The sequence below is a fragment of the Pelorhabdus rhamnosifermentans genome (assembly GCF_018835585.1).
Lineage (GTDB): Bacteria > Bacillota > Negativicutes > UMGS1260 > UMGS1260 > Pelorhabdus > Pelorhabdus rhamnosifermentans.
This window is the reverse complement of record NZ_JAHGVE010000001.1, coordinates 403,836-423,095: the sequence shown is the minus strand read 5'-3', so window position 1 is coordinate 423,095 and position 19,260 is coordinate 403,836. Positions and strand designations below refer to the sequence as shown.

The 19,260-nt window shown below is 39.0% G+C and carries 19 protein-coding genes; 5 read left to right on the top strand and 14 right to left on the bottom strand.

What is annotated here, in order from left to right:
• Positions 1 to 17 precede the first annotated feature (17 nt).
• From Ga0466249_RS02020 to Ga0466249_RS01985, 8 genes are all read right to left on the bottom strand, one after another.
• Positions 18 to 680 (bottom strand): DUF4310 family protein, encoded by a 663-nt coding sequence (locus Ga0466249_RS02020; protein ID WP_215827758.1) that lies wholly within the window; start codon positions 678 to 680, stop codon positions 18 to 20.
• Between the two features lies 1 nt (position 681).
• On the bottom strand, positions 682 to 1,467 hold the full coding sequence (locus Ga0466249_RS02015; RefSeq protein WP_215827757.1) for a DUF4311 domain-containing protein: 786 nt from the start codon (positions 1,465 to 1,467) through the stop codon (positions 682 to 684).
• Positions 1,468 to 1,489: 22 nt separating this feature from the next.
• Positions 1,490 to 1,831 (bottom strand): DUF4312 family protein, encoded by a 342-nt coding sequence (locus Ga0466249_RS02010; RefSeq protein ID WP_215827756.1) that lies wholly within the window; start codon positions 1,829 to 1,831, stop codon positions 1,490 to 1,492.
• 9 nt (positions 1,832 to 1,840) lie between these two features.
• Positions 1,841 to 2,203: an SFCGS family glycine-rich protein gene (locus Ga0466249_RS02005; RefSeq protein WP_215827755.1), complete on the bottom strand. Its 363-nt coding sequence runs from the start codon at positions 2,201 to 2,203 to the stop codon at positions 1,841 to 1,843.
• Positions 2,204 to 2,216: 13 nt separating this feature from the next.
• Positions 2,217 to 2,582 (bottom strand): hypothetical protein, encoded by a 366-nt coding sequence (locus Ga0466249_RS02000; RefSeq protein ID WP_215827754.1) that lies wholly within the window; start codon positions 2,580 to 2,582, stop codon positions 2,217 to 2,219.
• The gene (locus Ga0466249_RS01995; protein ID WP_215827753.1) at positions 2,573 to 3,706 is read right to left on the bottom strand and encodes an amidohydrolase/deacetylase family metallohydrolase; all 1,134 of its coding nucleotides are present in this window, start codon (positions 3,704 to 3,706) and stop codon (positions 2,573 to 2,575) included. The genes Ga0466249_RS02000 and Ga0466249_RS01995 overlap by 10 nt, the downstream gene beginning before the upstream one ends.
• 35 nt (positions 3,707 to 3,741) lie before the next feature.
• A complete protein-coding gene (locus Ga0466249_RS01990) occupies positions 3,742 to 5,676 on the bottom strand; it encodes a BglG family transcription antiterminator (protein WP_215827752.1) in 1,935 nt (644 codons plus the stop codon).
• A 458-nt stretch (positions 5,677 to 6,134) separates the two neighbouring features.
• Positions 6,135 to 6,950, bottom strand: a complete 816-nt coding sequence (locus tag Ga0466249_RS01985; protein WP_215827751.1) for a nitroreductase family protein — start codon at positions 6,948 to 6,950, stop codon at positions 6,135 to 6,137.
• A gap of 339 nt (positions 6,951 to 7,289) precedes the next feature.
• Between Ga0466249_RS01985 and Ga0466249_RS01980 the strand changes: the two genes are divergently transcribed.
• Complete coding sequence (locus Ga0466249_RS01980) at positions 7,290 to 8,150, top strand: AraC family transcriptional regulator (protein WP_215827750.1); 861 nt, start codon at positions 7,290 to 7,292, stop codon at positions 8,148 to 8,150.
• A gap of 236 nt (positions 8,151 to 8,386) precedes the next feature.
• Here the strand turns inward: Ga0466249_RS01980 and Ga0466249_RS01975 are convergent, their stop codons facing one another.
• The 3 genes from Ga0466249_RS01975 to Ga0466249_RS01965 all read right to left on the bottom strand — a co-directional run bounded on the left by Ga0466249_RS01975 (position 8,387) and on the right by Ga0466249_RS01965 (position 11,130).
• Positions 8,387 to 9,262, bottom strand: coding sequence for a DMT family transporter (locus Ga0466249_RS01975; protein ID WP_215827749.1), 876 nt, complete (start codon positions 9,260 to 9,262; stop codon positions 8,387 to 8,389).
• A 43-nt stretch (positions 9,263 to 9,305) separates the two neighbouring features.
• Entirely contained in the window at positions 9,306 to 10,544 is a 1,239-nt protein-coding gene (locus Ga0466249_RS01970; RefSeq protein ID WP_215827748.1) for an LL-diaminopimelate aminotransferase, read from the bottom strand.
• Positions 10,545 to 10,668: 124 nt separating this feature from the next.
• Positions 10,669 to 11,130 carry a MarR family winged helix-turn-helix transcriptional regulator gene (locus tag Ga0466249_RS01965; RefSeq protein WP_312889683.1) on the bottom strand — a complete coding sequence of 154 codons (462 nt, stop codon included), beginning with the start codon at positions 11,128 to 11,130 and terminating at the stop codon, positions 10,669 to 10,671.
• 137 nt (positions 11,131 to 11,267) lie between these two features.
• Here Ga0466249_RS01965 and Ga0466249_RS01960 point away from each other — a divergent pair, with 137 nt between their 5' ends.
• The 4 genes from Ga0466249_RS01960 to Ga0466249_RS01945 all read left to right on the top strand — a co-directional run bounded on the left by Ga0466249_RS01960 (position 11,268) and on the right by Ga0466249_RS01945 (position 14,807).
• The gene (locus tag Ga0466249_RS01960; protein ID WP_215827747.1) at positions 11,268 to 12,134 is read left to right on the top strand and encodes an AraC family transcriptional regulator; all 867 of its coding nucleotides are present in this window, start codon (positions 11,268 to 11,270) and stop codon (positions 12,132 to 12,134) included.
• An 80-nt stretch (positions 12,135 to 12,214) separates the two neighbouring features.
• Positions 12,215 to 13,546, top strand: coding sequence for an MATE family efflux transporter (locus Ga0466249_RS01955; RefSeq protein WP_215827746.1), 1,332 nt, complete (start codon positions 12,215 to 12,217; stop codon positions 13,544 to 13,546).
• A 330-nt stretch (positions 13,547 to 13,876) separates the two neighbouring features.
• The gene (locus tag Ga0466249_RS01950; RefSeq protein WP_246588327.1) at positions 13,877 to 14,320 is read left to right on the top strand and encodes a MarR family winged helix-turn-helix transcriptional regulator; all 444 of its coding nucleotides are present in this window, start codon (positions 13,877 to 13,879) and stop codon (positions 14,318 to 14,320) included.
• A gap of 67 nt (positions 14,321 to 14,387) precedes the next feature.
• Complete coding sequence (locus Ga0466249_RS01945) at positions 14,388 to 14,807, top strand: cupin domain-containing protein (protein ID WP_215827744.1); 420 nt, start codon at positions 14,388 to 14,390, stop codon at positions 14,805 to 14,807.
• A gap of 1,039 nt (positions 14,808 to 15,846) precedes the next feature.
• On the opposite strand, the gene Ga0466249_RS01940 is transcribed toward Ga0466249_RS01945, so the two are convergent.
• From Ga0466249_RS01940 to Ga0466249_RS01930, 3 genes are all read right to left on the bottom strand, one after another.
• A complete protein-coding gene (locus tag Ga0466249_RS01940) occupies positions 15,847 to 16,611 on the bottom strand; it encodes an SDR family oxidoreductase (RefSeq protein ID WP_246588326.1) in 765 nt (254 codons plus the stop codon).
• Between the two features lie 16 nt (positions 16,612 to 16,627).
• Complete coding sequence (locus tag Ga0466249_RS01935; protein WP_215827743.1) at positions 16,628 to 17,659, bottom strand: alcohol dehydrogenase catalytic domain-containing protein; 1,032 nt, start codon at positions 17,657 to 17,659, stop codon at positions 16,628 to 16,630.
• 138 nt (positions 17,660 to 17,797) lie between these two features.
• Positions 17,798 to 19,138 carry an MFS transporter gene (locus Ga0466249_RS01930; RefSeq protein WP_215827742.1) on the bottom strand — a complete coding sequence of 447 codons (1,341 nt, stop codon included), beginning with the start codon at positions 19,136 to 19,138 and terminating at the stop codon, positions 17,798 to 17,800.
• Positions 19,139 to 19,260 lie beyond the last annotated feature (122 nt).

The window sequence follows — 19,260 nt, the reverse complement described above, 5'->3', positions numbered from 1 at the left end:
AGATTAGCCCATCATACTTATTTTGTAAGAATAGGGAATAAAGCCCCCAACACCATGGCACCCAGCACAGCACCGCCGGCAATAGGTTTTTTCCATGCGTAAAAAATAGCCGCCCCTAAAATAGAGCCAATTCCTACCGGAATAGAAGCCATCGTTGCTGAAATGACAATAAGCGGTCCCAAATAGCGGCCTGATGCGTTTCCGGCACCCATCATGACATCAGCGCCAAAAGTGGATTGATTTTCACTAAACGTAAATTTGCGAATTAACACAATAACCGCACCAATGATTAGTCCAATCACAGCTCCCGTAAGCAAGGCTAATGGAAATGAGGATAATGGCGCTGTCACCCCCATCCCCAGCAAAATAGCTGGAATGCCGATACCAACACCGGTCTGCAGGGCTCCTCCAATATCTAAAATACCGACTAATGGGCCTTCTAGAACTCTTGCGAACAGAAAGCTGGCGCCAAAAGCTGCTGCTGGCCCATAACTACCCCCTTCGATCCCCGCTTGCAGCATGGCCACGATAGCAATATCATTGAACGCCCCCACATGATACACATAATACATATGCGTTCCGGCAAAAATCCCCGCTGAAATCATAGCAACAAATAAGGCAAATGCCCACTCCGAATACCAAAAACCTGTTTGTTGATTCGTTGTCTCTGTAGTTTCCATATTATTTCACCACCGATCCAAACATTTTATGAACTTCGATTAACCAGGCTGGTACACCCATATGGAAGTCAGTTAATAATTTGGCATCAAATCCACGGAAAAAGGCACTTCCAATAAATAATATAATTATTGCCGTCAAAAGTGTCTTCGTGATGCTATTCCACCCTAAATCGTCAACACCTTTGCCAATCAGAATTCCTAGCACAACACCTGGCACAGCATTTCCCATGATTAGATGTGCCAAACCGCCTAATACTGTCCCCCACATACCCGCTCTTTCACCCGCATCAATGGCGGCAATCCAGAAAACAATCGGCATCACTGGATTAATCAGCCAATTAGCGGCAGGCACCAGAACTTTAGTAGCAACAGCTTGTAGTGAAGCAGGAATGGCTACCGCTGTAGAATTCATTAGCGCAACCAAAACCGCTCCAATTACTGTGCCAATAAACGCCATTTTTTTGGGATTATGCAGCGTTTCCGCCACATTGCGATTTTTCCATAGTAGCGCTGCTGCCGCCCAGTTAGGAATAATCCTGTGCTCTACATCCTGCGTGAAAGCTCCAGCACCAACAACAGATGCCCAAGAGTTAAAGAGAAAACCTAAACCAAAAGAAAAATGAGATAATGGATCGCCTTCACAGGCATTCAGTTCGCCAAATGTCCGAAATGCTCCCATTCCCTGAACACTCGGTGCATGAAACATCCGTGCTGCCCCAGCTCCAACTGCGAAGCCAATTAATGCGCCAATAATAATTGACTCAAAAATAATAGCTAATGTGTCCATCTTCTACCTCCAAAAAATTATTTTATCTCCTATGCAATACTCTTTGTACAAATGATACTTTTTCAGTTTTCTGTTCAAAAGGAACTTTTGCTAATTCAATGAAATGCAAATGCATAGTAACATGAGCGGTAATGCTAAAATATTTTCTCTGGCGAGGAAATAACAAGCCGAAAAATCGTTCCGTATACGTTTCCTCTATGGCTGCCTCTATTTCAACATCTTTGGGCTCAATACGAATAACAATATTATCCGAGAAGTCCTTCGCGATCATAGGCTTTAATTGAGAAAAAATATTATGAAATGCTTTCTCTTTGCTTTCACCACTACCCGTTACTGTTAAGCCGTATTCCATTTTTTTTAACATCATGTGCCCCTATTTGCTCTGCAGCTTAATATACGCTTCTGTCAGCCGCCGTCCCAATTCTTCTGTATCCATAAAACCAAAACCGACAACCTTTTTACCTTCTCGTATAGCCGTAACACCCGCATCCACAGAACGCAGGCCAAATGCTACGTCATAGCCATATTTAGTTTTTGCCGTAATAGCGCCGGCACCGCCGCTACCGCAAAAAGAAATACCGAAATCAGCCGCTTCCTTATGCATAATGTCAGCCAGCTTCATATCAGCAGCAACACCGGGAATCAAAATAGGTATACCACCCGCTTGCTCTACACCTTTGGCTACTTTTTGCCCTTTACCTAAGCGATCTCCAATTACCACTTTTACCTTTTCCATAAATTACCCTCCTTTAGATACTTTCTTTTGCTGCCGCAAAATGGACGGCCAGCAATAATACTTCTGTACTATCTTCCTGACAAGGCATAGTTACCAGAGTCGCACCTAATACTTTTCGGGCAAGATCATGCATATCTGCTGCTACCTGCTGTAACATAATCTCGTCTACGGGTGGTAAAACTTCCCCGCTATTGGCTCGGCGAATCACAGCTACAAGATGGACACCTAAACGCAATAAACGTTCCTCTGAAATAACTAGCTGCACATCTTGCGCTGCCTTTGTTGCTGCCTCTATCAGCGTTTTGAAATCATTCAGTTCATTGTCTGCTAACTTAATTTCTTGATCTACCAATTGTATAATTTCACCAGTCATATACATTTCCAAACCTTTCCTAATCGTATTGTGTACTTGGGCCGCAGCAACTGCTGGCCAACCAGACAATTTTTCACTGAATCAACAAAACGAAACTCCCCTTCGACTATCTTCAAAATAGAAATATCAGCACTTCTTCCCACCGCCAAAACACCTAAGCTATCCTGCAACCCTAATACCTTAGCGGGAGCAACCGTTACTGCTGCAACCACTTCCTGTAACGAATATCCAAGTGTCAGAAATTTCGACATCGTCGTTGCCAGGCTATATACTGGTCCGCGGTAATTTTTACCATAAAGGTCAGTGCTGATAGTATACGGATTAACTCCTGCAGCTTTAGCGACTTTTAGCGTTTGAAAACTAAAGCTATCTGTTCCATGCCCTACATCAAACAGAACCTTACGGGACAACGCTTTTTCCGCTTGTGGAATCAGTTCCAGTTCTTCATTAAATATACCGCCTTTTTTACCATGGAAAGCATGTGTCACTACATCGCCTTCCTCTAACAAATCCAGAATATTACCTAAAGCAGGTGGCCCATTCCCCACATGCACCATTACAGGAAGCTGTACCTCCTTGGCCACTTGTTTGGCTATTTCCAGCGGTTTTAAACCGCTAGCGCCTAAAACCGAACTACTCATGCGAACTTTTACGCCTCGAATCAGCGGGTTTTGCCGAATTACTTCCGCAGTATAGGCCGTATTGATTCCCGTGAGATCTGCTAATTCTGAATGGCTGCCACACAATCCAGCATTGGCAATATTTAGCCAAGAAAGCACCCTAGTCGTACTCTTCTCAACCACTTCGGCAACGAAAGGAGCAAAAGTATCCGCCCCAGCACTACCGGCGTCCACCAGTGTAGTCACTCCTTGATTCACACCAATTTGATCAGCCTCAATCCCTATCACTGCTCTCTGTGGAAAAACGTGAGTATGAATATCAATTAATCCTGGCGTAACAATACACCCTTCAGCATCAATGACTCGAATCTCATTCGGCGCCGATTTATCCATCGTATTTGGATAAATTGCCGTAATTTTCCCGTCGCTACCCATTACATCATATCTTCCATACATTCCGCTGGACGGATCAACTACTGTGCCGTTCTTAATAATAAAATCAGTTATCATCTAATCAACTCCCAATGATTATTAGACTGTCATCATTATGAAAAATATCGTAAAATCGCACTTATTTCGCCATCAGGTATATCCGGATAGTTTTCACTTAAAATATCAACTAACTGCTGTCTGAATTTAGCTAAATGATCATTTTCGGTTGAACTGTCAATATCAGGTTCCTCATATGGTGAACCAAACGCTAACCGATTTACCATAAGCAAAATGTGAACTGTTAAACCAAACATAGCTTGTTCCGTAAGGTGCTGTTTAAATTGCATGACTAACAAGGATGCAATCTGAATACCCTGATTGATAATTTCCCGAGACATGTTTTCCGCAAATAACAAATCATGCGGATTGATACTTGCACGAATCATTGACAATGTCTCAAGAAAACGACTTTGCTGTCTAGTTTTACAATCTAATGTTTCCAAATGATGAGGCTCAATCTTTTCCAACACATTGTAAATTGCCTGGATGTCGCTTTCAGTAGGTAAGGCATTAATAATTACTGTTTGATGGACTATATCCAACGGCAAGACACTGATAACCAAGTCGACAGAATAATTATCCAAAGCTTTATCTACTTCTAATACCGAATAACAACCAATCACATGTAAACTCTTAATCTCGTTTTCCAAGCGGACTTTTAAAAGTCGCGCATTTCCCCGCCCAGTGCCGCATACCACTAAGGCTTTATATTTATGATGCTTAAATCTTTGTTCATATGCCGCCTGAAAATGAAGAACAATATAAGCCAAATCATCATCACTAAGAACGATATTAAACACACTCAACGTTCTTAGACAAATCACTTTGACATAATCAAACATTTTCCCATAGTTGTGAATAACCTCTGTCACCAGCGGATTTGGATCCAGCACCCGATGCTGATACTTAGCCAATCGATCAGTCAAGTGAGCCATAAGACTATCAAACAACTCAATTTCTTCATAGAAAGGTACCTGCGCTAACGCACTTACACCAGCAATAATTTCCGTAGTAATCGTTGTCATAACCAATGGCTGTCCATGAATACTGATTTCCGGCATCCCCTGACCTAAACCATCATGCAGTTGCAACCAGATATATTGGACTTCCTCCTCCGGTATCTCAATTCCTAAGCAACTAGATAAAAGAGTACATTCTTCTTGAATTAAGAGATATAAGGAATTTTCTTCAATTTTCTGCATACTTACTGTAAAAAAAAGCAACTCGTGTTTACTTTTAAGTCTCTGAATTACAACACAAACACGAATAAACAAACCAAGAATAACCCGCTCCGAGACTGGCGTTTTTCCATCCCAACCTTGCCTGATAATACACTTAACTGTTTGATAAACCACATGGATATCTTGATATTGCAAAAGAAATTTCTCAATGACTTGTCCAATACGAACAGGAATTTCTCTATTCTGAGAAAGACTTTGCATTAAATAAGCCATATCACTGCTACTAAAAAAACTTTGTATTAAATATTCTAGTGCTACACGTAAATCAACTTCTGCTGCTTTAATGCTCATTCCCCGATGGGCTTTTCCATCTAGCTGAATATTCCAACATTTTAAAAATTGTTCCACTTTTTTAAGATCACTCACAATTGTATTGCGACTGACTCCTGTCTTACTCATGAGCCAATTAATCGTGGTATAACCATCAGCAACTAGCATTTCAAGTATAATATACTTCATCCGCTCTTCCTGATTGAGAAGCATATTGGGTCCTTCTTCTTCGGCTATCACACAAGTTAACTTATTAAGTTCACTTTCATCACCTTCTAACCACACCCCTTTGTGTGGCTTAGATTTTAAATGTACACATTGACTAGTTCCTTTTTGCAGCCATAACCGGATTGTGTCCAAATCATATTTAATCGCTCTGACGCTAACTTGCAATTCTTCTGCCAGTTCGGCAACCCGTAAAGGACGCTTTGCGTCAATAATCCTTTTCAAAATCTGACGACAACGATAAGTAAGCATTTTTCAATCCTTCTTTCCGGTAGAAACTTTATGCTGCACAAGGTTTTTGTTTTTAATTATAATGCTGTTCTTTTTTACAATAAAGAGCAATGTTATTCACCATGATTAGTGCAAAATATGATTTTCTAAGAAAAATATTCTCGGGATCTTCATCAATCGAGTAGATCTCCGCCGAAATCTTAGCAAAAAATGTTAGCCGCTTACCGCATAATTTAGGAATGAGCCAATCAAAATTGCGAGCGTCCGCCAAGCTGTCAATGATCTGGGGACCACGCTACCGATACTCGCCGAAATTCTGCCGGCGGGATGGTTTACCGTGGATGGGTTAATTTATGATAAATATATTTTATGACCTAACTACGAAACGGCTCTTTGTCCTTTACTAGACAAAGAGCCGTTCCTATTATTGTAAAAAAATCTGATTTAGCTGGTGAATCGTGTAATGTATATTTATATGTCTACGCAAGCCATGTTACTTTTATGGGATTTCTATCAACCAACCGTTGATATGTATGTTTAGGATACCCCAACATCATTACCCCGGCAACTGCAAATCCATCCGGTATCTCCATAGCTTCCAAAATAGGTTTATATTGAGCACCTGCCGCTATTTCCACAAAGCCTGCCCAGCAAGTTCCCAACCCCATAGCAGCAGCATACAATTCTACATATTCAAGAGAAAACCGTGCATTATCGTGTCCGAGCGAAAACTCTTGCGGTACAGTAGCTACTATTAAATAAGGAGCCTCACGCAACACAACATCAACGCCTGTCTTACGATAAACTTCTGCTAACCCGGCAAAGGGTTTTGCCCATTCTACATTAGTCTCAATTTGCTTTTCCAACCATTCTATCGTTGCTTCAGTTATTTTTTTGAGTTTTTCAGGGTTTTCGATTACAACATAGGATAACCCCTGTGAATTACAGCCTGAAGGTGCAAATCTGGCAATATCAAGAAGTTGCAAGATTTTCTCCTGGGCAATCTTATCTTTCTTATAGTTGCGTATCGAACGACGTGATCGTAAAAAAGCATAGGCAGTCTCTGTGTTAATCACCGGATATTGATCAAGCTTTACTTGCTTGCTCAATGGTGCTTTTACATTATCCAAGGCCGCTACTGGACAAACCGCCGTACAATGTCCACAAGCAATACACGCCGGTTCATAAAGCATTTGCGGTCCTTCCGCCGACATACCAATAATTCCGTTAGGACATACCTCAGCACAAATCCCACATTTCACACAGAGTTCTTGGTTGACTGTCAATAACTCCACAAAATCTCCCCCCTCAAATTACTTCTCATCACTAACTGGCCATGGAACAATGCACCAAAAACTGGTTCATCATGTAAATTTTATTTCACTTAAAGATAAAAGTCAACGGCAAGCCTACGCTTCCTCGTTGACTTTTAAAACCCTTACTAATAGGTACTAGCAGCACATCTCTTTCTATTTTAAATCACATGACTTTATTAAGCTTATATCAATTTACGCAGTAAGTATAACATACCATTATTTCATAATTATGGCATTTTATCGTATAAATATTGCATATATTGAATTTTTTAAGTATACTGAAATATATAAATAAGATAAAGAAAGGATGTAAGTGCTATGGAAAAATTTACATCATGTAAATTAGCAATTTCAGAATGTCTGAAAAGCAAATACTATTCCATTGCCCATTTACATAATGAAGAAAAAACCATGGATATGCATATCCATGATTGTTATGAAATATATTATTCTATTTCCGGCGGAAAACAATTTTTGATTGATAATCGCTTTTATGATATTAATCCAGGCAACTTATTTGTCATCAATCAATTTGAAAGCCATTATCTAACTCCAAATACTGATATGGTGCATGAACGTATTGTTATTTCCATCCATCCTGACTTTGCGAAAAAAATTTCCACTGAAAAAACAAATCTTGACTATTGTTTTACTGAACGGAGTCAAGTATTTAATCATCGTATTTCATTAACGAAAGAACAGCAGCAGCGCTTTCTTTATTTCGTCGGTAAAATAACTACAACCAATGAATTTGGGAGCGATATAATCGAACGGGTAGCCTTTATGGAACTCATGCTTATGATCAATAGTTTATTTATCAATAATAATTTTTCAGAAATAGACGATTCTAACTTTCAATACCATCAGCAAGTGTCAAAAATTCTTTCCTACATTGATCAACATATTACCGACCCCCTTACCGTTGAACATTTGGCAGAACAATTTTATATTAGCACCTCTTATATATGCAGAATTTTCAAGGCAACCACCGGTACCACTATTAACAAGTACATTAATGCCCGCCGTATTACCATAGCAAAATCTTTATTAATGACGGACTTAAGCATCAGCGAGGTTTGTGAAAAATGCGGCTTTAACGATTATAGTAATTTCTTAAAAGCTTTTAACAAAGCAGTTGGCATTTCTCCTAAAAAATATGCTAGCTGCAGTACTAGTTAAGGCTAAAATGACAATCAAGGACCACTACAGTCTGTTCTATTTCAAACATGACGTATTCGATGCCTTTCACGTCAGCCACGAGAGTTTTATTCACCGGTGTAGGTACACCAAGCTTATCACCTTCGCGGACAATGGCTCCATCCATACGATCATACGATCTCTAGCCGCTCCTGCATCCCATGCCATTTGAATCCCGTCACCAGTTAATCCTGGAATACGATAACAAGCAGGTAAAATTATTCACTTAATTCAGTTGCTTTTTCTACATTACGATTGGCAATATATACTGAAAACAAAATAATAGCCCCGCCTAACATTTGCAATTTACTTACTGGCTCCTGCAAAATAGTAAATCCACCGATTACTGAAATAACCGGTATAAGATTGATAAAGAAGGAGACACTGCTAACCCCTAATACTCCCTTTGCATATACATAAAGATAATTTGCTAAGGCTGAACAAAAAAAGCCTAAATAAATCAAGTGAAGAATAATGAAACAGTCAACAGATTGCCATTCCCAAGATTCAAAAAATGTGAAAGGAATCAATGCCAATGTACCAAAAATAATTTGGTATGTAACTACCGCTAACTGGGAATATCGCATACTCAAAGGTCTTGTTATTAAAGTGTATGCAACCCAAGCAACAGCTGCACCAACCATAAATATATTGCCTAAAAAGCCATCTGTTGATTCTTGTTGTGAAAAAGCGACAATACAATACACTCCACCTACGGATAATATTACACTAATTATCTTCAATAAAGACAGCCTTGTTTTAAAAATTAAAAATTCCCCTACAACTGTGAACATGGGTATTGCCGCAATAATCATTGAAGCTGACGAGGCTGTAGTCATTTTGATACCTATGTTTTGAAAATTATTAAATGCTGTGATGCCAAGCAGTCCAGACAGGGCCATTAATGGCATATCCACCCTGGCCAGTCTCGTGTCAGGCTCCATTCTTTTAAGTAGAAATAAAAGAATAACTGAAGCAATTAAAAAACGCAGAAACGCCAAAGTCATTGGTGGAATCACAGCCACCGTTACCTTGATACTGACAAAAGATAATCCCCAAAGTACAGTAGTGCAGAAAATGGCCAACAATCCCATTAAACGAGACCGATTCATGCTCCCCCACCTTTTTTAACTCCACTCATTCGAAAATAAAACCAACCTCATCAAAGCGGCGCACTATTTCAGCAATAAGCTTCTCTTCTTCGACTTCATCTTTTGCATCAAAGGTAACGGAAAGTCTAATATATGCCCCTGCATCATCCCAGGGAACAGTCGAAATTAATTTTTCTCTAATTAAGAAATCCGAAAAATCTTCTGCTGATATAAAACGTCTTCCATTTTTAGTGCGTTTTGGAATGCCCACATACAGATAAAATGACGCTTTTGGCTTGCTTACTGAGAAACCAATATGTTTCAGTGCATTTACCAACAAAGTATGACGGCGGGAATATTTCAAAGCTGTTTTTTCCGTTATTTCAGAATGCTGTAGACAATAAACGCCCGCCATTTGAATGGCAGCAAACTGACCAGAATCATTATTATCTTTTACAGTTGCGAAGCCTTTAATTACCCATTCATTACCACACACGAACGCAAGTCGCCAGCCAGTCATATTGAATGCTTTAGATAACGAGTGAACTTCTATCCCAACATCTTTAGCACCTTTAACAGATAAAAAACTAAGCGGACGCTCTCCATCAAAAGTAAGCGCCGCATAAGCAGCATCTGATACGACAATAATCTTATTTTCTTGGGCAAACTCTACGACTTTTTCAAAGAACTCTTTAGTCGCTGTAGCTCCCGTTGGATTGTTAGGATAGTTAATATACAACAATTTTGCTTTACGGCGTTGTTCTAAGGTCAAAGAATCTAAATTAGGTAAATAATTATTTTCAGCTAAAAGTGGTAAATTAACCACTTCTCCCCCTAAAGCCTTTGTCATCGTCCCCATAACAGGATATCCGGGTACAGTCATAATAGTAATATCACCAGGATTAATAAAAGCCAGCGGCAGAAGCGCCAAAATTGACTTCGATCCAATCCCATGATTCACTTCATTAACTGAATTAAGACCATAAACTTGATAAACCTTCTCCATATAATGAACAGCCGCATCCTTAAATTCCCAGATACCATTGTCGGTATATCCTCTATTTTCTCTCAACTTCGCTTGGTTGTATAATACTTCGACAACTTCCTTCTCCGCCATCCAATCTGGTTCACCCACTCCAAGATCAATCAATTCCAAATTGGGATTGTTCTTAAGCGCCTCTCTTTTGGCTTTTTTTATTTTCTCAAATTTGTAAAGTATGGCATCATTCCCAAATTTACTTCCGCCAACTCGCTCCGCAAATAATTGCTGAATAAAATTTTCCATATACTAGTACCCCTTTCTCTTATTGATTTGATTATAACCCTTCAATCATTTTATCTCCTATTAATTCCAGTATATTTGTATTATACAAATATACGTTATCACCAGTACATACTTTTAATCTTTACTACTTAGCTTTCTCTAAAGCGGCTACAAGCAATTCTACCGCATCCATAACTTCGCGAACATGCCCCCGTGGCAAGTTAGAAATGATGTCCCTATAATAATTCTCAATACTTTTCTTAAGTCCCAGAGCAACCGCTTTACCTTTCTCCGTGAGAACAGCCTCGACAACCCTTTTATCGTATATAGATCTTTCACGAAGAATCAGCTCATCCCGAACTAAATTGTTCATAATTCTAGTAATAGTACTAATCTCAAGATGCATTTTTTCACTAATCTCATTAATAGAAAGTGTCTGGTGTTTATATATTTCCAGTAATATATAACACTGCGAACTGGTAAAACCGTGTACCTTAATTTGTTTTCTCTCTAAAACTTGAAAAGTTCGTACTGCCTTTTGCAACAACTCGCCAATATCTTCTATACATCGATTATATTTTTCTTCTTCACTAATTATATTTTTCACTCCCTTCTCTCTATTAATATTTGTATCATACAAATATATTTTTGTCAATTATTTGTAATACAATTAGGCAGATATTTTTTAATGAGATATAATAGTTCCTAATTAGCGAAAGATTCCAAGATAGGAGGAAAAGCATTTTGCCTAGCGATTATCTTATGAGCATAAATCAGGCTATAAACTATATATATCAGAATCTGGATAAGAGTTTGACAGTGGAAGAAATAGCAGAACAATGCTGTTTCTCAAAGTATTATTTCAATAGAGTATTTAAGCTGACTGTTGGTCAAAATATATATTCTTTTATTAAAAGAATAAAGCTCGAAAGTGCTGCCTTCAAGCTGCGGGCTGCAAAAAGCAGGCCCATTACAACCATTGCGATAGAATCCGGTTATAGTCCGTCAAATTTTGCTTCTGCTTTTAAACAATACTTTGATGTAAGTGCCTCTGATTATCGAAAAATGAATGATGTACCGTTCAAGGATTCATTTGCAGCTGTTGCAGAGCATATTCGCAATATGAAGAAAGACGAGCATGCCTTTGAAGAAATTTCTGCAAAAATGCGGATAAAAAGAATAGAAGGCATGAATTTAATGTATAAGCGGGTTATTTGCAACTATACAAGAGATCTAAAAGAGGCTTGGGACCTTTTTTGCAAAGAAATGGAAAAGCAATGTCTACTTGATAAAGATTATCTTTTTGTGGGTATTTCGTATGACGATCCGCTCATAGCCAATGAAGATCACTGCATGTATGATATGTGTATAGCAGTTGATAAACCGACCAGTGTAAATGTCCACCGGATTCCGTCAGGGCTGTATGCTTGTTATGATTTCTACGATAAATTAAATAAATTTATCCTGGCCTTCAATGAAATCGTTTCATTATGGTTGCCTTATTGCCAATATAAACTTGATAACAGGCCGATGCTGGAAATCTATCACTCGGAGATAGATGACAGAGGAAATATCCGGGCGGAAATTTGTATTCCAATACAGGAAAGCTAAATAAAAAGCTCGAATTCAGAAGCCCCTATTTATTTATCAATGTAGAATACAAAGAGAGTAAATAGAAAAGGGGTATATCAATGAACGAGACTATGGAAGAAAAGAATATTGTTAAAACATTTTTCAGTTATTCAGTTCCCTGTATAATTGCCATGTTTCTTACTTCATTTATTATTGTAGTAGATGGCGTATTTATTGGCTGGAAAGTTGGAGAAAGCGGTCTGGCAGCTATCAATCTTACTTTGCCGCTCATGTATATCCTGTTAGCGGTTACCCTTCTGATCGGAGTGGGTGGTGTAACGCTTGCCGCACAAAGTCTTGGCGCAAAGCAAAAGAAACAGGCCAGCTACTACTTCTCGGTTGCATTAAGCGGAATTTTAGCCGTAGATACAAGCATTGTGCTGTTTATTGCCGCATTCTTGGATGACATTGTGGTTTTGTTGGATGCACACGGTATTGTACAGGAATATGTAAAAGACTTTCTCGGTGTAATTGTATATTTTTACGTATTTATGATGCTGAATATGGCTTTTTCCATGTTTATCCGGGCAGAAGGCAAGCCTCTGTTGTCCTTGTTGTTTGGCGTGTCTGGCAATATTTTTAATGTTATTTTGGATTATGTGTTCATCATGAAATTGGACTGGGGCATGTGCGGCGCTGCGTTAGCATCAGGTCTTTCAGTATTGGTGCCTTGCTTGTTTGGACTGATGTATTTTTTAACGAACAGATCAGTCTATCAATTCACTAAATTCAGCCCTAATTTTACTGATTGCAAAAACATTATATTTAATGGTTCAGCGGAATTTATCGCGCAGATTTCCATTTCAATTACTATTTTCGCATTTAACCTGGTTTTAATGGAGAGAATTGGCGTTAATGGCGTTGCGGCGCAAACTATCATTGGCTATGTTGTGTTCATACAGAGCATGGTGCTTACGGGAATTGCAATAGGTATTCATCCGCTTATCAGCTATAATTTTGGAGCCAAAAATATGGATGTAATATTCAAGCTGTTAGGGATAGGTGTTAAAGCTGTGTTTGCAGTAGGCTTAGTGGTATGTATAGTGTCTTTAGTCTATGCGGAAGATATCATCAGTATATTTTCCCATAACAATCAGGAACTTCTAAATATTGGTGGGATAGGTCTGAGAATTTTTTCCATCGCGTTTATTCTAAATGGGTATAACATGATAGTCGCAGCCTTCTTTACATCAATTGGCAAGGCCAAAGCAGCGTTGTTCGTTTCCAGTCTGCGCAGTCTGGTTCTTATATTGTTTTTTCTATTGGTACTGCCTTATATTTTAGGTGATATAGGGATATGGCTTACCACACCTTTGGCAGAGACTGTGACCTTTGCAGCTGCATACCTCTTGGTAAGCAAAATTAAAAATGAGTTGCATAGCAGAAGCTAAATAAAGAAAGATAAAAAAATCCGGCATGACTGTCCGGAAACACTAGAACGTCCCCTTGCTCCATAAAAAGCAAAGCTCCAATCCATGATTACACAAGGGTTCAAGCCATTTTTCGCCGTCTACCCGATACGGTTCACCGTATCGGGCAGAACGGCGAATTTCCGAAAAACAATATGAGTCAAGAAATCGTCCCCTGACTCATCTAAAAATTGACTTAGCCAGTCTGACCCCAATTATTTGCTCAAAATGGATGTAAAAATAAGGCTTGACATTTATCTTAGGAAATATTACAATTTACGTGTATATACACACAATATGAGGGTAGCTATCTTGAAACATATCAAAGAAACATATCCCAAACCATCTAGTCCTTGTAACTTCATGAACATTCATCGAGCTTCCCGGGCTGTTGCGCAGTTTTATAATCAAGTCCTGAAACCTAGCGGCCTTACGATTGCCCAGATGGGGCTGCTGCGGCAGATTGAGATGGCTGAAGGCAAGACAATTAGTGAAGTGGCTAAAAGTATGCGAATTGACCGTACTACGCTTAATCGGAATCTCAAGCCTTTGACTGAAGCTGGATTAATCATTATAAGGTCTGGTCAGGATTCACGCACACGGCAGGTAACACTAACGGCAGAGGGAAGTAATGCGGCAGCTGAGGCCTGGAGGTTATGGGGTGAGGCTCAGGTATCAATAAAAGAATATCTCGGCGAAGAGGACTTGGCTAAGTTTACAAAAATAATGGCAAAATTGGAGGCGCTCGCACCCTAAATATTTTTATATAAATTGGTGTATATACACATAAATTTAATGATAAGGGACGAAAGGGGTAATTATAATGACAACCAGGGGTAATAACTACACTTTAACAGATATTGGATCGCTTAAAAATCTACTAAATCATAATTTTAAAGGCGTTAAGGGTAAGTATTTTATAGGCAATGAGCTTGGTCTTAGCGGCTCTGAAGTTTCACTGAATTGTCTCCCGGCGGAGCAGGCAGCGCCGTTTGTTCATGCGCATAAGAAAAATGAGGAACTTTATATTTTTATTAGTGGTAACGGCAAGTTTTTTGTGGATGGAGAGGAATTTCCTGTTCAGGAAGGCAGTCTGATTCGAGTGGCTCCGTCGGCAGAAAGAGCTTGGACAGCCGGTGATAAGGATTTATATTTTATATGTATTCAGGCTCAGGAGGACAGTTTAACGCAGGCTACCTCTGAGGATGGTATACGCCTTGAAACTAAGACTTCCTGGATGTGAAAATAGCTTAAGCTAGGTGTGTCGTAGGTGTGTCGCAGGGACGGGGTTACTGACAACATCTCTATGATCACAGTGTCGATAACCCCGTCCCCTTGGCATGTATGCCAGGTATAGGTCGCTAAAGCGATCAATGCTCCATTACAAACAGGTAAAACCATATGTGTTCGACCTACGAAAAAGCTTCTATTGCCATGTCTGAATCAAATTTTTTGCCAAACTCGCTTCTCTATTGAAAGTATACCGAGGTGAAGATGATATAGAAAATTTTTTCGACAAGGTAGTACATAATCCTTTTTATTAGAAAATGGTATACAGGAGTGAGCCAATCAAAAATTGTCAACGATGCCTTAAAAAAATACATTAGCAAATAACCAAAGCCTAAAAGCAAAAAAGCTCCTATCCGTTTATGTGAACTGCCCCCTGTCAAGTAGACAGAGGGCAATTTACATAGACGGATAATGGTTATTTTTCTATTAATAGCTGAATGGTCCTAATTAGACAATTAATACCCTTTATTCTACAAAATTACATTTATTTTGCAGGATTTAATTTCCATATATGGAATATTATAAAAAGGAGATGAATGACATGGAGAAAAAAATATCATTTTTTTTGATAACCTATTTATTCGTCATTTCAATCATGATTGGAGGTTGTGCAAACTTACAAAATAAATTGGCCACTACCAACACTACAAATGAACAATACCCCAATAAACCCATTACTCTCATTGTAAGGGGGGTAATGCCCTTCTCCCCGCCTAATCTCAAACACAAAAAACGGCTATTTGTCCATTACTAGACAAATAGTCGTTTCCTATTATTGTAAAAAAATCGGGATTTACATGGTGGAGGCGAGCCGTGACCTTGCAAATCCACCTACATTACGACATCTCCAATACGAAATGCAATCCTCCCAAATATATGAGGAAAATTAAGGATTAAAAAAAATATTGCAAATACAATTCATAAACTACAACAGTCGATTTTTTAGGCATCGAGGTACAAGAGTAAAAGTAACACAATTTATCATTACTAAACTATTTTACCAAATAACCGCCATCAACCGGGATAATCGCTCCGCCCAGATAATCACTGGCATGCGATGCCAAGAAAATGCAGGTCCCCTTCATATCATCGCCAGTTCCCCATCTATGTGCCGGGATTCTATCTGTAATTTCTTTGTACCGCGGATTGCTTTCATCCAGCAATGCCTCATTCATTTTTGTGGCCATATAGCCAGGAGCAATGGCGTTAACATTGATGCCACGGCTGATCCAGTCGTTGCTCATTTCCTTCGTCATCTGCGTAACGCCGCCTTTGGCTGCGGAATAAGCCGGAACTGTCTGGCCGCCGAAAAACGAAACCATGGAGGCAATCGTAATGATTTTGCCGTAGCCCTTTTTCAGCATGATCTTAGCCGCTTCCTGACATAAAATAAACACCGAATTCAGGTTTACATTCAACACACTGTCCCATTCTTCCAAAGGGAAAAGTTCCGCACTGTAGCGTCTTTGAATACCGTGGGCTGTTACCAGGATATCCAGATTGCCGCCCAGTTTTTCTACACAGGCATTAAAAACGCTGTATACTTCATCTCTCTTTTCAAAATCCCCTTTTACGCCATAGCATTTGAAGCCTTTACTGCAAAATTCATCGGCTACTGCATAAACCTTATCGGATGTCCCAACAATAGCAACTTCACAGCCAGCTTCCATCAATCCTTCTGCCATACCATAGCCCAGACCTCTGGTACCGCCTGTAACAATTGCTTTTTTTCCTTTAATATCAAAAAGATTCATCATATTCCCTCGCTTTCTATTATTCGTCAAAAAGTATTACCATTTTCTTTACGGCTGGATCTGGATGACTCATATGGTCAAACACCTTATCTATTTCACTAAATTTAATGAAAGTCGTTGCCACACCATCCAGTATAAAATCATGATCTTCCATATGTTTAATTGTCGGTTCAAATTGATAGCAAGACATTCTGGAACCGATAATTTCTATTTCACGCTGATTGATCATCGCCTGCGTAATAGCTTCCGGTTCCGTCACAAAGCCCATCGGTACAACTCTGCCAGCATTTCTTATGATTCCCGGCTGCATAACACATGTCAGGGATCCTGGAAAGCAGGCTGAATCAAAAGCAATGCTAACACCTTTTTCCTTAGTGATTTCCTGAACTCTCTTCACAACATCTTCTGTTTTAGAGTTAATAACATAATCCGCACCATATTTTTGGGCTCTTTCTAAAGAAGCATCATTGATATCGCAACAAATAATTGTCTTACAACCTTTAGCTTTACAACTCTGCAAAATAATCGAACCTATTGTTCCCGTTCCTAGAATAAATACGACATCATCGGCTACCACCCGGCCTCTATTGGTACAATGCGCACCAATAGCAAATGGTTCAACTAGTGCAGCATCCTTCCATGGCACATCCTTAGAAATTTTATAAACTTCCGCTTCCGGTGCTGTGAAGTATTCTCTCCAGCCGCCATCAGCGCCCGATCCTCTTACACGGACATTTTCACAGACATTTTTGCGGCCTATTTTGCACTGATAGCATTCTCCACAGGTCATAATAAGATCGACAATTACATGATCACCAACTTTAACCTTGCTTACCTTGTCGCCAACGGCGGCAACAATACCAGCATTTTCATGACCAGGAATTCTCGGATAAGTTGAGCATGGATTTGTCCCGTGATATATATGAAAATCACTTCCACATACGCCTGCCGATTGCATTTTTACCAAAACCTCATAATCATTTGAAATTTTCGGCATTGGAACTTCTTTCACTTCAACTTCATGCGGTTTTACTACAACGATTTCTTTCATAGATGTCACTCTCCATTCTTAATATATATCAACCGTTTACAATATAGCAAACGTTGATCGCCTTTATATTTCATAATGCAATCAAGTGTTCCTTAATTATTAGACTATATTATTAGACTATTACAAGGTCTTTACTTTTTAAATGCTATCCTTCGGCATTTTTGTTAAATCAATAGGTTCTAATTTATCAACAACAAACAAGAATCCTATCGCACCAAAGAATGCAATTGCCGCAATATAATCCATCGCTAAATGAAAATTATTTGTCGCCTGTAGTAATGTTCCAAACACTATCGGGGTAAGAATCCCTGATAAATTTCCAAAGACATTAAGTATGGCCCCAACCGTTCCCATCATTTTTTTCGGCATAATATCGCTCATGGCTACCCAGCCTAAATTAGAAGCAGCATTCGCAAAAAAGGCAATAGATAAAATACCAACTGCTATAGTAGGAGAATCCTCAAAAAAGTTAGCTAAACATAAGACAGCAGAAATAACCATTCCTACTACCATAGGACATTTACGAGCAAACGTTGTAGATTTTCCTTTTTTTAACAAATCATCACTTATCGTTCCGCCAATTAAAACACCTGCCATAGCCATTAAATATGGCACACAAGCTATAAAACCAGCTTTATCTATTGAAAGATTTAATCCCTTTTGCAAATATACAATAAACCAAGTTAAAAAGAAATATAATGTCGAGGACGCAGCAAATTGTGCAATAAAAATCCCCCAAACTTTTCTCTGCTTTACTACATACTTAACTTCAGCCCAAGAAACATTTTCCGCTTGTTTTGTTCCATCTACGTCCGGATTATAACCACCATTATTTTTTATATAATCCAATTCTGCCTGATTTACTTTTTTGCTGTCCTTTGGATCCCGATAAAATGCATACCAGACAAATCCATAAACAACAGCAATCCCGCCTGAGAAGTAAAATACCGACTCCCAACCTATATTAGCAACCATAATCGCCAATACCGGTGTAAATATTGCTAAGCCGATATACTGAGCTGATGAGTATGTGCTGATTGCTCTAGCCCGTTCTTTATTAGGGAACCAAAGAGAAGCAATCTTTGTATTGCTTGGATATGCCGGTGCTTCCGCAATACCAATTAATATGCGGCAAAGTATCAGAAAAGCAAAGGAAGCGCTAGCCGTAATAAAAACTGCCTGGGAACTAAATGCCATAATGAATGTAAATAATCCCCAAATGGTAATAGCGGCTCCATATAATAAACGCGGCCCAAATTTATCCAACAATATTCCTACGGGTATTTGAGCGATGGTATAGGACCATGTAAATGCTGAAAATAATATTCCAAGCTCGGTAGCACTTAAATTGAATTGACTTTGAATCGCTGAACCAGCAACAGATAAATTTGCTCTATCCATATAATTAATGGCAACGGCAATAAAAAGTAAAGCTAATATTCCTAATCGGGCTTTTGTCGGTCTTTTCCCTATCTCCATAATTAACAGCTCCTCATAAATATATCTCACATAAACCTTACAATACCTATCGTAAAATCATTTTCAACACTATCAATAAACATATCGAAAAATAATGCAATGTAAAGTTTAAACATACCAAT

Coding starts and splice junctions, on each gene's coding strand:
- Ga0466249_RS02020 (WP_215827758.1), bottom strand. CDS start 680: ATGGAAACTACAGAGACAACGAATCAACAAACAGGTTTTTGGTATTCG.
- Ga0466249_RS02015 (WP_215827757.1), bottom strand. CDS start 1,467: ATGGACACATTAGCTATTATTTTTGAGTCAATTATTATTGGCGCATTA.
- Ga0466249_RS02010 (WP_215827756.1), bottom strand. CDS start 1,831: ATGTTAAAAAAAATGGAATACGGCTTAACAGTAACGGGTAGTGGTGAA.
- Ga0466249_RS02005 (WP_215827755.1), bottom strand. CDS start 2,203: ATGGAAAAGGTAAAAGTGGTAATTGGAGATCGCTTAGGTAAAGGGCAA.
- Ga0466249_RS02000 (WP_215827754.1), bottom strand. CDS start 2,582: ATGTATATGACTGGTGAAATTATACAATTGGTAGATCAAGAAATTAAG.
- Ga0466249_RS01995 (WP_215827753.1), bottom strand. CDS start 3,706: ATGATAACTGATTTTATTATTAAGAACGGCACAGTAGTTGATCCGTCC.
- Ga0466249_RS01990 (WP_215827752.1), bottom strand. CDS start 5,676: ATGCTTACTTATCGTTGTCGTCAGATTTTGAAAAGGATTATTGACGCA.
- Ga0466249_RS01980 (WP_215827750.1), top strand. CDS start 7,290: ATGGAAAAATTTACATCATGTAAATTAGCAATTTCAGAATGTCTGAAA.
- Ga0466249_RS01975 (WP_215827749.1), bottom strand. CDS start 9,262: ATGGGATTGTTGGCCATTTTCTGCACTACTGTACTTTGGGGATTATCT.
- Ga0466249_RS01970 (WP_215827748.1), bottom strand. CDS start 10,544: ATGGAAAATTTTATTCAGCAATTATTTGCGGAGCGAGTTGGCGGAAGT.
- Ga0466249_RS01955 (WP_215827746.1), top strand. CDS start 12,215: ATGAACGAGACTATGGAAGAAAAGAATATTGTTAAAACATTTTTCAGT.
- Ga0466249_RS01945 (WP_215827744.1), top strand. CDS start 14,388: ATGACAACCAGGGGTAATAACTACACTTTAACAGATATTGGATCGCTT.
- Ga0466249_RS01940 (WP_246588326.1), bottom strand. CDS start 16,611: ATGATGAATCTTTTTGATATTAAAGGAAAAAAAGCAATTGTTACAGGC.
- Ga0466249_RS01935 (WP_215827743.1), bottom strand. CDS start 17,659: ATGAAAGAAATCGTTGTAGTAAAACCGCATGAAGTTGAAGTGAAAGAA.
- Ga0466249_RS01930 (WP_215827742.1), bottom strand. CDS start 19,138: ATGGAGATAGGGAAAAGACCGACAAAAGCCCGATTAGGAATATTAGCT.